The following is a 12,044-nucleotide window of genomic DNA, read 5'->3' as shown; positions in this document are numbered from 1 at the left end:
TCACGCCAGTTCTTGTAAATAATCGACGGCTTTGTACGACATGGCCTGGATGCGGGGAATGGATTTCTGCAGCGTGTGCCTGATCCGGTCTTCATCGCGCAGCATTTCGTCGAATTTCTGAATCAGCCTCTCTCCGCTGGATATTTCCTCGATCCCGAGCACCAGCTTCTCTTCCCCGAAAATATCTTTGGAGATACCCTTCGACTTCACGCTGTAACCCAGAACCATAGTCGGCACCAGATTGGAATAGGCAGCGATGGTAGCATGGGTTCTTGCCCCGATGAAAAATCTCATTCTCGCGATATATCCTTTATACTGGATAGCCGTCAGATGATCGGGGAGCAGAATGACCCGGCCGGTATGCCGAAATTCCTCTTCATACCGCTTCAACACTTCATAGTCGTTGTTCCCGTTCTCCATCACATGGGGAGTGAGGACGATCGTCAAATCGGTCGTGTCCAAGATGTGATTTAGAAGTTCCCGGACGGCGGCGGCGGACTCCCTGTTGCGGTTCATCACCAGCGGGCTGAAGTTGAAGCCGACCGTATTTCCGGCCTGCCAGCCTTCGGGTAAGGGCAGCTCCTCTTTCTCCATCGTAAAAGCCGGATCGGCGCATAGACGGACATTGGTGAGCCCCTTGCTCCTCAGCATGTCGTAGGTCAGCGATTCGCGGGCGAGGATCAGATCAAATCGTTTCAGATCATCCAGCTTCAGATCGGTCATATCCTCCTCACCGATGGAGCATCCCCACAGCACCAGCTTCTTGCCCTCTTTCTTGACTCTCCGGTCAATTTCATACCAGCCCGGCTGCTCGCCGTAGCAGTAGTTATCCCCGCCAATCGAGAGATAGACATCCATATCGTTGATGTGCTTGATAATGTTGTGGTGGATTTTGCCGAAAATAAAGGATTCATCTTTAAAAAACTTCACCTTAAATGAGGACAGAAGCCAGTCATACGAGTACTTTCGGATCGCCTTGTCGGACCCGTCGTAAATCCCGTCCAGAGCGGTGATTATTTGGTCGCTTTCCGGCCGGTTCGAGGACAGATACACTTTGGAATCCGTGATTTTTTCCTTAATGATCGTTGTGGAGGAGCGGACAATCGCCTCGCAGCCCCGGTTCAAACTCCCGCCATGCAAAAACATCATGATCTTCATGGCTATGCCTCCTCGTTATCTGTTTCGCATTCTGCTGTATGCGGCAGCTAAGTATAATCCTGGCACGACTTTCCTTCGGATCATTTCAAGCAGCACCCTCCGGTACCGGTCCGCGCTGCCGTAATGCTTCTCCCAATAGACGGGTAGTGCTTCCTTCACGGCTCCGCTGCCGATCATGTCTTTCACATACTTGTATCTGCGCCTTAGCCCCATCTCCGGGGATGGCTCGAAATACAGGTGAATAATGGACATCACCGTGTTGATCAGCTTCTCCGATTTCCATTCGGCAATGTTCTCCCCAACGAGCTGGTCCATGAAAATTTGCGGCAGCCGGGCTTCGTATACCTGAACCGCCCTTGCGAAGTAGTCCTTCCCCGCGATATTCCGGGTCGCGCTGCCGGCCGTTTCCTGGTAATGGTACCCGCAGTAATCGATATAGACCGCACTGTCCGCCCCGCAGAAAAAAAGGAGATTAAAAGCTCCGTCCTCCCCCAGCGCCACCTTGGCTGGAAATTCGACCCTGTTTTTTGTAATAACCTCGGCCTTGTACAGCTTATTCCATACGGAATTGAGCGCATCTGATTTGATAAATTCGGGCAGCAGCTGCCCGCGGATATATTCCCGGTCCAGCTTGATGCTGCGAGGCAGCGGAAACCGCGTAACGAACCGGTGGGAGCCTGCGGCGCTTTCAAAATCGGAAATGACGGCGTCGCAGCCCCACTGCACCGCGCTCGCATACAGCACCTCGAACATATCCGGCTCCACAGTGTCGTCGGCATCCACGAACCCGATATATTGTCCGCCGGCTGCCTGAAGGCCCGTATTTCGCGCGATGCTGACCCCCTGATTATCCTGGTTGATCAGCCGGATTCTCGGATCGAGCGGAAGATGCGCTTCGATAATCGCCCTGCTGTCATCGGTGGACCCGTCATTCACGAAGATAAACTCGCACTCTCCGAGCGTCTGCTTCATCAGAGACTCGATGCATTCTCCAAGACGGGAACCCGCATTATATACCGGAATTACAACGCTCACTTTTACATTCATGGCTTAGGGCGGCTCCTTCGCGTGGATTAGGAAGGGATCAGCTCATACAGCTTGTTCAATTCACCACGGTTGCTGTAATCTCTGTCTTTCAGATTATGAATGAGGACGTTTCGCTTCTCGCGGCTGTGGTACAGGCTTTGAATCGCTTCGGCAATCCCGTCCGGGCTGAGATCGCAGATTGTTCCGTCCACTCCGTCCGTTACCTGACTTGGCGCCGTAGGGTAATTCGTGATGATGACAGGCTTGCCCAGGATCTGCGCTTCCGTAATGGTTACGGCTTTGCCTTCGTAGCGGGACGGTTGGACGTACACGTCGCACCTGTTGATGTAGGGATAGGGATTTATTTTTTTGCCTAAAAGAATGAAGCTCTCCTGAAGGCCGTTTCGGGCGATCAGCTCCCTCAGTTCCCGCTCGTAGCCCCCATATCCGATCACATACCACCGGATGCCGGTCATCCCCCTGTTATGCAGCGTTCTTAAAGCCTGAACCGCCATGTCGTAGCCCTTCACATAGGACAGCCGGCCGACGGACACCACGTTAAACATATCCGCGACCTCCGGCGCATCCTCCGCTTGGGACATTTTCCTGATGAATTCGGGCGAGATGATGTTTTCGATCTGCACAATTTTGGGGCGGAGCTCCGGATATGTACTTATAAAAGAAGCGGTACAGTCGGCAGAGATCGAAGCGATGTAATCGAACTCCCGCCATACCTTGAGATCCAGCCTGTTGTCGATTTCCAGCTTGCTGTAATCCGTATGAATCCAGGCGAGCTTTTTACGGGCTTTTACCTTTCTCAGTGCGACGTCATGCGGCCAGCCGTTGCTGATGACCAGATCGTAAGTTTTGGGGAGACGGGGAAAATAATACGAAGACAGCCTGGCCTCCCACTGCATCTGGATATAGCCGGGACCTTCGTTCAGCTTTCTCCGGGCGGCCCGGACCCGGGCTATGGCCTTCGATATCAGCCGCACGCCAGCGGCGAGATAGCTTCCGTCCGCAAGACACTCCCGAAGCGACTTTCGGAGCACGGTATACGGCTTCTTTTCCGGCAGCAGATTTACGTCCCGGGGAATCATGTCCATAAAGTCACCCTGGTGACGAAACACAAGCAGGTCGATCTCGTAATGCTCGTAATCGAAGGCCTCCAGCATGTTGATCAGGCTTCGCTCAATGCCGCCGATTTCCAGATCGTATACGGAGATTAGGATGCTCTTCTTCATGACGGTCCCCCCGATGCGGCGGGTGTCATGGCGAATACGTTCGCCCCAGTAATCTCTTTCAAGCTGTTCTCACGCTTGTTGAGGAACAGGGTGTACGGCGGCACCGTTCCCTTGACCACGCTCCCGGCCGCAATCACCGAATGATCGCCGATCACCGTCCCCCGCAAAATCACCGTGTTCGCTCCAATCCATACATGGCTGCCGATAATGACCTCATCCTGAATCAGCGGGCTATCCGAATCCGGCTTGTAATTGTGGTCATGATCGTTAATGCAGACGTTAGGAGCGATCTTCACATAATCGCCGATCGTGATGCGGTGAACACAGTTGATCGTGCAGTTATCGTTGATGAACGTTTTGTTCCCCAGCGTCAGCTCGCCGCCGTGATCCAGCCGGATGCTGACATTTTTGCGGATAAATACGAAGCTGCCGAGCTTCAGCCTGGATTTCCGGTTGAAGATTTCGATGGTGCTGTTGCCCTGCATGGAGAACGGAGCATAGGAAATGCTGCCGAAATACAAGAGCTTATAGAACAGCCCCCGCAAAAATCCGGTGAAATGAGACAGGTTCATGGCCAGCGTACTTAACAGACCCCGTTCGCGGTACTGGCTGCGGACCGTCCTTAGCACTTTTCCAATCATCTGAAGCCTCATCTCCCTTCGGTAAACGGCCAAAGCCGAAATCAGGTAAAGCGTTTGCTCTTTCGCCAAGCCCATAGAAAGGGCCGGAGCGGAACATACAGGAAATGCAGCGGTTTGGGCAGCGGCAGCGTTTCGGCATCCTCCGGATAAGGAAAGAGGAAGCTCAGGACGAACACGAGCTTCTGGACCGGTGAGAACAGCGCGAATTGATGCCGCTTGTGATAAGACGCCACATCCTCGGGAACGGGAAGCGAATGCAGGTTAATCATCCGTTCCAGATAAAACATCGCGCCCTGCGCCATCGCCCGCGATTTCGGAGCGCGTTCCATTCGCTCAAGGCCTTCCGCGATCTCGGCGTCCAGCAGCTCCCGGGCCAGGGTCAGCGCCTGCCCCCCGACATGGTAGTAGCGGTGCTTGCGGAGCAGAGCGGTCAGCCTTCTGGCGTCCGGCCGCTGCAGCAGCAGCTGCTTAATATCGAGCAGCCACCGCAGTCTCGACCAGCCGTGCCTCGCCCCGTGGGAGACGAGGAACAGGAACAGGTCTTCCTTCCCCAAATAGGCAACCGGCCGGCCAGTCAGCTTGCTTAGGCGTCTTCGTTCCCACAGCTCCTCGAAATCGGGTTCGCCGGAAGGTGCCGGATTCAGCCTCCAATGAAGCTCCACCTTGACCCCTTTTTTCGGATGGGTGAAGGTCGTGTGGTGATGCCGCCATTTCCAGTCGTTCAGAACGGTATGGATATAATCGTCCTTGATATACCCCAGACTGGTCAGCATCATCTCCGCGCCCGGCAGCTGGGCCAGCGGAATCAGGAGATCCAGATCGCAGGAGGTGCGCATGGAGATGTCCCCGTACAGATCTTTGGCAATGACCGGCCCCTTCAGAAAAAGCGCGCGGATATTTCTCCGGGCCAGCTCCCCACCCAGAAATTCCATTTCAGCGCTTAGATGAAGCATCTGGAACGTGTTCCGGCTGTAGTGGGCATACAGGCAACCTGTCACTTCCCCCGGCACCGCCTCCCCCAGACTCTTCATCCGGGGATAGAGATTGGGATATACGCGATGATGCAGCGCAAGCTTGACGAACTCCTCCCAGTCCGCCTCGCGGAACAAGTCTGGGAAGCGGACCGGCAGATCCTCGGCCTTCTCCGCCGCGAGAATCGCCAGGAGAAGACGCATTTCGGTTGACAGGGCTTCCGTCTTCAGCGCAAATGGATTTCCCATGGGATATCTCCTTACCATCGATAACATAGCGAATGAGTACATAACGAACGAGAATATGGAATGAGAGCATAGCGAACGAGTGCATGGAATGAGAGCATAGTGAACGAGTTCATAGAACAAGAGCATAGTGAACGAGCACATAGAATGAGAGCATAGCGAACGAGTACTTAGAATGAGAGCATAGCGAACGAGTACTTAGAATGAGAGCATAGCGAACGGAAATCGTTATTTTTGTTCTATTTAACGAACGCAAGTAAAGCGTAACACTCCTGCCTGAAAGTTGTCAATTGCTAAGTTGCAAAAACCGTAAATTGGCCCGGAGCGTGTGCTATATTGAAACTAGAAGAAATATAAGACCAAATGATAAGCGCCCGGCTTATAAATTCTTATATTTTAAAAAGGGGGACTTGAGCCTTGAAGAATAACATTGTCGTATTCGGAGCGGGAGGGCATGCCAAAGCGGTAATCGATACTGTTGAGCGGCATGGGCAATACCGGATCGCGGGGCTGCTCGACAGCTACAAGGCTGCTGGCACCGACGTGTACGGATACCGGATTCTTGGAAGCGAACAATACCTTGCCGATCACCGGGAGGAAATAGACGGCGTCATCGTCGCCATCGGAGACAACTGGGCCCGCGCGGGCATCGTCGCCCGGATCACTTCCCATTGCCCGGATATTCCCTTCGTTACCGCTGTCCATCCGGGCGCCTGGATCGCAAGGGGAGCCGTGCTGGGACAAGGCACCGTTCTGATGGCGGGGGCGGTCGTTAACAGCGACACGGTCATCGGCGAACACTGCGTGCTGTATCCAAACGCATCGGTCGATCACGACAGCCGGACCGGGGATTATGTCACGCTGGCTCCGGGCGCCACGACGGGCGGGAATGTGACGATCGGCGATTTTTCCGTGCTCTCGCTGGGAGCGAACGCCATTCACTCCGTCCGCATCGGGGAGCACACAGTCATTGGGGCGGGGGCGACTGTTCTCTCCGATATCGGCGGGTACGCGGTGGCCTACGGAACGCCTGCCGTCGTCGTAAGATCGCGCGCCGCGGGCGAGCGGTATTTGTAGTTGTAGCGGCGGGGGTGCATGGGGCGGGTGAGGCCGTAGGCGAGATGCGCGGAGCGGGGATGTACGGGACGGCGGGGATGTACGGGTGGCTCCGCAAGATCCGGTTGGTGTCGTTATGTTTAGTGCTCCATCAAGATCGTGCGCCGCGAGCGGACGGGATTTGTAGTTGGGGCGGCGGGGATAGCGGGGCGGCTGCACCGCAGGAGTCCGCAGACGAGATGCGCGGGGTGGCTGTACCGCAGGAGGCCGTAGGCGAGGGCGGCTGCACCGCAGGAGGCCGTGGCTGCAAAGATGCACGGGGCGCGGGGCCGTACCGCAAGATCCCGTGGGTTACGGATTAGTTCAGCGCTCTTGCTTGCAAACCAGCGAATGTGCAGGTTTTTTCAGGCAAAAACGTGGGTTAGTGGGAAAAACCTGCTATCGTGCAGGAACTTCAGGACTATGCCTCCTGCAATGGGTGTTGAACCGGAAATAACTGCATAATAGCAGGTATCCCAGCCAGTGAAAGCTCCAAGGCCGGCAAAAGATGTACAATTTCAGGTTTTCAGGGTCATTTGGTTCGTTTGGGTCATTTGGTTCGTTTCATTCAAGTGGTTTGTTCGGTCCATCACGCCTCGCTGCTGCTCGTACCGGATACATTTTTGCTCGTTGCTCCGTTTCCCACTTCCGCCCCGGTACGATTCTGTCCATCCCCGATCCCGCAAGTTCCCGTTTCCGCCCCTCCCGGCCTCCGCACAGCGGGTTCGACCCGTCGCTATTCCGCATGTCCGGGATTCCGCCCATGCGGATTTAGTCCGTTCCCGGTGTCCACCTGCTACGAACTCCACCCTCCCGGTCTCTTCTCAGCGGGTTCGACCCGTCCCCTAATCCGCATGTCTGGGCTTCCGCCCATGCGGATTTAGTCCGTTCCCGGTTTTCACCTGCTACGAACTCCCCTCCCTGGCTCCACACAGCGGGTTCTGCCCGTCCCTGACTTCCGCCCCTCCCCGCTTCCGCCAGCCACTTCCGCCCCTCCCGCGCCCGCTGCCGATTCGGCCGGTCCCTGCCCATCGCTTCCGCCAGCCACGGCTTTGCTCCTCACGGTCTTCACGCGCCTGTACATCCCCGGCACGCCTAACGGGCAGGGTTCGCTACCTTTTCCAGCGAGCGCCAGATGCTGTCGATCACCCGCTGCTGCTGCTCTGCGCTCAGGCTCGATCCGGAAGGAAGGCAAATGCCGGATTGGAACAGGCGCTCGGACACGCACAGCGTCCCGCTGTGCGGATAGAAGCGCGAGCCCGCGAAGACCGGCTGAAGATGCAGCGGCTTCCACAGCGGCCGGGCTTCGATATTGTCAGCGGCAAGCGCCGCAAGCAGGTCGCTGATGTTCACCCCGGCTTTCTCTTCATCAAGGGTGAGGGCGGTCAGCCACCGGTTCGAGCGCGTACTCGGCAGTTCCGGCATGAACTCGATGCCCTTCAGCTCGCCGAAAGCCGTCCGGTAGTTCTCGAACACGGCTCTCCTGGCCTCCACCCGCTCTTCCAGAACCTGAAGCTGGGCCCGGCCCACTCCCGCGAGGAGATTGCTGAGCCGGTAATTGTAGCCCATGACGCTGTGCTGGTAATGCGGCGCCTGATCCCTTGCCTGCGTCGCCAGGAAGCGCGCCTTGTTTAGCGCCTCCTCGTCGTCAGATACGATCATGCCTCCGCCGGAGGTCGTAATAATTTTGTTGCCGTTGAACGAGTAGATGCCGAACTTGCCGAAGGTGCCGCTCGCCTTGCCTTCATAGGTGGAGCCCAGCGATTCCGCGGCATCCTCAATCACCGGCACCTCATACCGGTTGCACAGGGCCAAAATCTCCTTCATCCGGGCGCTCTGCCCGTACAGATGAACGACGATGACCGCCTTGGGGAGACGGCCCTCCCGGTCGGCGTCCTCGAAGGCTTTTGTCAGCGCATCGACAGACATGTTCCAGGTCTCCGGCTCCGAATCGATGAAGACCGGCTCAGCCCCGACATAAAGCACGGGATTGGCGCTCGCTATGAAAGTAAAGCTGGAGCAGAATACCCGGTCGCCGGGCCCGATATCCAGCAGGCGGAGCGCGATATGAATGGCTGCCGTGCCCGAACTCAGCGCAGCGGCTCCGAGAGAGCCGGTATATTCGGCAATCTCCCTTTCGAAGGCGTCGACATTGGGGCCGAGCGGGGCAATCCAGTTCGTATCGAACGCTTCATCGATATATAATTGCTCCCGGCCGCTCATATGGGGCGGGGACAGAAAGATCCGTTCTTGTGCCATTCTCATCAACCTCGACTTCCTTCTTCTTTGTTCACGCCTCCCTGAAATACGGGCATGGTCACATGATTTCCACTGCTGATGCCCTCCGATTTGACGACTTTCAGCAGGGTCAAGGCCAGAATTTTCAGATCCAGAGCGAAGCTCCGGTGATCGACATACCACGTATCCAGCTTGAATTTCTCCTCCCAGGAAATGGCGTTGCGTCCGTTCACCTGGGCCCAGCCGGTGATTCCCGGCTTCACCAGATGCCGCCTGGCCTGCTCTTCCGAATACAGCGGCAGATAGCTCATAAGCAGCGGCCTGGGACCGACAAGGCTGATGTCTCCCTTGACCACATTCCACAGCTGGGGAAGCTCATCAAGGCTGTATTTGCGGAGAAACTGTCCAAACGGCGTCAGGCGGATATGGTCGGACAGCAGCTGCCCCGAACCGTCCCGCTCATCCGTCATCGTCCTGAATTTATAGACATGGAACGGATGGCCGTGCAGACCGGGCCTCTGCTGCTTGAACAGAACCGGCGAGCCGAGCTTCAGCCGGACCAGCAGCGCCGTAACCGCGATAACCGGAGAGAACAAGAGCAATACCGTGAGCGACACGGCGAGATCAAACCCTCTTTTCATCCTCTTCACGACCCTTGAGAAAATAATTTTCGCATTCTTGCGATATTGTCCGGACCTACCACACGGCTGACCGTCCGCTTCACACCGCTCCTGATCCTGACGCGAAGCGGCAGCCAGGACTGCGCGAAATGGTGAATCGTATAGCTGTCCCCGGTCAGATAGCTTCCCCCGTTGATGTAGTCGTATGGGCTGAAGTAGGTCCTCGGGAAAAAGCTCACGCCATTCGCCGTCACCTGATACTGCCCGTTCAGCTCCAAACCGTGCCGCGTGCAAATCCCGCTGATTACCGCTGTGTTCGTCGTCGTATCGGGTGAGCCGTCCGGCAGCAGAAAGCTCCGAGTCTCGTAATAATCCAGAAGCTCCTTGATCCAGGGATGCCCCGCGACCGCGCCCATCGTGCCGGATTGCAGAAAATGCCCGTCCTCGAAGCCCGAGAAAGCCCCCAGCTCCAGAAAACGGTCCAGCGGTCTGATGACCTCAACATCCGTGTCCAGGTAGACTCCGCCGTGGTCGTATAAGGCCTGCAGCCGGGCGTAGTCGCTGACAAACGCGTATTTTCGCCGCTCATAGGCTTCCCGCACATACCGGTTGACCGTGACATCGAAGTTGTCCTCGTTCCATTCCACGAACTTATATTCAGGCAGGTGCTTATGCCAGCTTCTAATGCACTTCCTTAGCTTTCCCGGCTTCTCGCCGCGGCCGAACCAGCAGTAGTGGACAACCTTGGGGATTTTCTCCGAAGAATTCATCCGGCTGCCTCCTTAATTGAACCAAGTAATGAAATTGCTTCGATATTCGATGCCGAGCGTAAGCACATTTTCATAAAAGAAATAGACCAGATACACGCCAAGCAGCAGCATATAGACCAGCTTCTGATCCTTTTTCCGGAACGCCTTGACGATCCAGGCCACAAGCAAAACCTGATAAAGGTTAAAATAGATCGCCAGCCTTGCGAAAATCCAGTTCTGGGTAGAAATCAGCATCAGGACAAAGCCGATCAAAGACATGTTGACGATCACATCGCTATCGGAAAAGATGGCTCTCAGCTTCTGCCTACCGAGATAAGCGGCCACCAGCGGCAGTCCGTAGAAGAGCACCCGCAGCATGTTGGCGCCACCCTCCGAGAACGTTTCATACTTGCCGTAGTTCGTGTCCTTGATCGCCGAGAACAGCAGCTCCGAAAATTGATTGAAGCCAAAGACGATAATAACCGCAACTCCCAGCAGCAGCAGGGTCGACAGGGTCCAGGCCTTCCGGCGGACTAGAAAATAAATGGGAATAAGGACCAGGGCGCTCTGGTGAAACAAGGCGGCGAACAGGACAACCGGGAAATACCGCTTCCAGTCCCCCGCAAAAAGATATTTCGAAGCCGCAAAGACGATCGAAGCCGCCAGATACTGCCGGATTCCGTTCATCGAGACAATAAACGAGCCGGAAGTAATATAGATAAACACGCCAAGCTCGAACAGCCGGGCATATTTGTAGAGCACCATAATAATGAGCATGTTGGTGACAAACGCCGTAATCAGGATCATGTATTGCGGGTTGCTCGTGTACATCTTCAAGATTTTTTGAAAAATATTGAACCCGATGTCGCCCGTCTTCCAGATATACTCCCAGGTAAAATCCACGGTCCGGTAGGTACGGATATACGTTTCCGTGTCTCCGATGTTCTTTCTCAGCCCGGAAATGAGGCAGAACCACAGCGCCGTCAGAATGAACAGCAGACGGTTCGGCCTGACGCCTGCCGGCAGCGCACCGCTTGGCATCGAGAAGTACCTGGCCGACAGCGAGAGCAGAAAAGCGAACGCCAAGTGAATCCATAACACGGTCATTGCGCGTCACGCTCCTGCAGCAGCCTGGCCGGGCTCGGAGCTTCCGGCGCGGAGACCGGAGCGGAGCGCTGCGTCCGCCGGATGTACAGGTACAGCAAGAGTCCGAGCGGCGACGCGAGCAGCGTCACTCCCTTGCGGGGCGACTCTGCGACAAACCTGCGGTTCCCCATAATCAGGCTGCTCGACACATAATGAACGGCTTCGCGGAACCGTTCTTTGAACGACGGCGCGTACTGCATCGCCACTTTCCGAAAAAAAGCAAAGCCCTGCGGGTTCCTGCGGTATTGGTTCAGCATGTTCAGGCTGGAGCCGTCGGTCCGGTATTCCACATGGCAGAGCACCTCGTTCATAACCAGCAGCGGAAGCTGCTGATCGATCAGCAAGTATTTATACGACAGCGGAACATACCGCTCGCCCGGAAAAATCGGATACGGCGGAACGCCGCTTGTCACCTGCGTGCGGTAGACCAGCTTTTTGTCGCCCTTGACCTTCCATTTGGCGTACAGGCCGCTCAGCGTCGACGCCTTCAGGTTCCCCGGCATTTCCGTCCCGATCACCTCTCCGTCCGGCGAGGCGTCCAGCCCCACGATGCCCGCATATTCCAGGCTTCCGTGCTTCTTCCAGAACGAAATGATTTGGTCCACCGCGTCATCGGCCAAATAATCATCGGAGTCGATGCATACGTTAAGCTCCGTGTCGATCCGTTCATAGGCGGCGTTATGCGCGCCGTGCATCCCCTGATTGTCCTGGTAGTGGTAGCGGATCGGAACCTTGCCCTCCCAGGTCCACTCCTCAACCAGCTCCCGGGTCCGGTCCGTCGAGCCGTCGTCGATAATCAGCCAGACAAAGTCCCGGCACGACTGCCTGATCAGGCTCTGGTAGCATAAATGCAGCGTATGGGCTCTATTGTAGGTTGGAGTAAAGACCGTTAGCGTTGGCGCCATTGTGC

Annotated in this window: 12 protein-coding genes; 2 read left to right on the top strand and 10 right to left on the bottom strand. The window is 56.0% G+C overall.

The window, feature by feature from the left end:
- From PSAB_RS04270 to PSAB_RS04250, 5 genes are read right to left on the bottom strand one after another with little or no spacing between them, the layout of a single operon-like run.
- A complete protein-coding gene (locus tag PSAB_RS04270) occupies window positions 1–1,158 on the bottom strand; it encodes a polysaccharide pyruvyl transferase family protein (RefSeq protein ID WP_025333358.1) in 1,158 nt (385 codons plus the stop codon).
- Window positions 1,159–1,173: 15 nt separating this feature from the next.
- The gene (locus PSAB_RS04265; RefSeq protein WP_025333357.1) at window positions 1,174–2,205 is read right to left on the bottom strand and encodes a glycosyltransferase; all 1,032 of its coding nucleotides are present in this window, start codon (window positions 2,203–2,205) and stop codon (window positions 1,174–1,176) included.
- 26 nt (window positions 2,206–2,231) lie between these two features.
- Window positions 2,232–3,428 (bottom strand): glycosyltransferase, encoded by a 1,197-nt coding sequence (locus PSAB_RS04260; RefSeq protein WP_025333356.1) that lies wholly within the window; start codon window positions 3,426–3,428, stop codon window positions 2,232–2,234.
- Window positions 3,425–4,069 (bottom strand): acyltransferase, encoded by a 645-nt coding sequence (locus tag PSAB_RS04255; protein ID WP_226991765.1) that lies wholly within the window; start codon window positions 4,067–4,069, stop codon window positions 3,425–3,427. Before PSAB_RS04255 ends, PSAB_RS04260 begins: the two co-directional genes overlap by 4 nt.
- Window positions 4,070–4,110: 41 nt before the next feature.
- A complete protein-coding gene (locus PSAB_RS04250) occupies window positions 4,111–5,289 on the bottom strand; it encodes a nucleotidyltransferase domain-containing protein (protein ID WP_025333354.1) in 1,179 nt (392 codons plus the stop codon).
- Between the two features lie 414 nt (window positions 5,290–5,703).
- Here PSAB_RS04250 and PSAB_RS04245 point away from each other — a divergent pair, with 414 nt between their 5' ends.
- A complete protein-coding gene (locus PSAB_RS04245) occupies window positions 5,704–6,363 on the top strand; it encodes an acetyltransferase (RefSeq protein ID WP_025333353.1) in 660 nt (219 codons plus the stop codon).
- A 14-nt stretch (window positions 6,364–6,377) separates the two neighbouring features.
- The gene (locus tag PSAB_RS04240; protein WP_144240471.1) at window positions 6,378–6,704 is read left to right on the top strand and encodes a hypothetical protein; all 327 of its coding nucleotides are present in this window, start codon (window positions 6,378–6,380) and stop codon (window positions 6,702–6,704) included.
- Window positions 6,705–7,476: 772 nt separating this feature from the next.
- On the opposite strand, the gene PSAB_RS04235 is transcribed toward PSAB_RS04240, so the two are convergent.
- The 5 genes from PSAB_RS04235 to PSAB_RS04215 are packed head-to-tail and all read right to left on the bottom strand — an operon-like array spanning window position 7,477 to window position 12,039.
- Window positions 7,477–8,640 carry a DegT/DnrJ/EryC1/StrS family aminotransferase gene (locus PSAB_RS04235; RefSeq protein WP_226991805.1) on the bottom strand — a complete coding sequence of 388 codons (1,164 nt, stop codon included), beginning with the start codon at window positions 8,638–8,640 and terminating at the stop codon, window positions 7,477–7,479.
- A 5-nt stretch (window positions 8,641–8,645) separates the two neighbouring features.
- On the bottom strand, window positions 8,646–9,260 hold the full coding sequence (locus PSAB_RS04230) for a sugar transferase (RefSeq protein ID WP_025333349.1): 615 nt from the start codon (window positions 9,258–9,260) through the stop codon (window positions 8,646–8,648).
- Window positions 9,261–9,265: 5 nt separating this feature from the next.
- Complete coding sequence (locus tag PSAB_RS04225; RefSeq protein WP_025333348.1) at window positions 9,266–10,009, bottom strand: glycosyltransferase family 32 protein; 744 nt, start codon at window positions 10,007–10,009, stop codon at window positions 9,266–9,268.
- Between the two features lie 12 nt (window positions 10,010–10,021).
- The gene (locus PSAB_RS04220) at window positions 10,022–11,095 is read right to left on the bottom strand and encodes an EpsG family protein (protein WP_025333347.1); all 1,074 of its coding nucleotides are present in this window, start codon (window positions 11,093–11,095) and stop codon (window positions 10,022–10,024) included.
- Entirely contained in the window at window positions 11,092–12,039 is a 948-nt protein-coding gene (locus PSAB_RS04215) for a glycosyltransferase family A protein (RefSeq protein WP_025333346.1), read from the bottom strand. Before PSAB_RS04215 ends, PSAB_RS04220 begins: the two co-directional genes overlap by 4 nt.
- Window positions 12,040–12,044: the final 5 nt, after the last annotated feature.

Source organism: Paenibacillus sabinae T27 (assembly GCF_000612505.1).
GTDB classification, from domain to species: domain Bacteria; phylum Bacillota; class Bacilli; order Paenibacillales; family Paenibacillaceae; genus Paenibacillus_AQ; species Paenibacillus_AQ sabinae.
The sequence above is the reverse complement of the archived record's forward strand: the minus strand, read 5'-3'. Positions and strand labels throughout refer to the sequence as shown.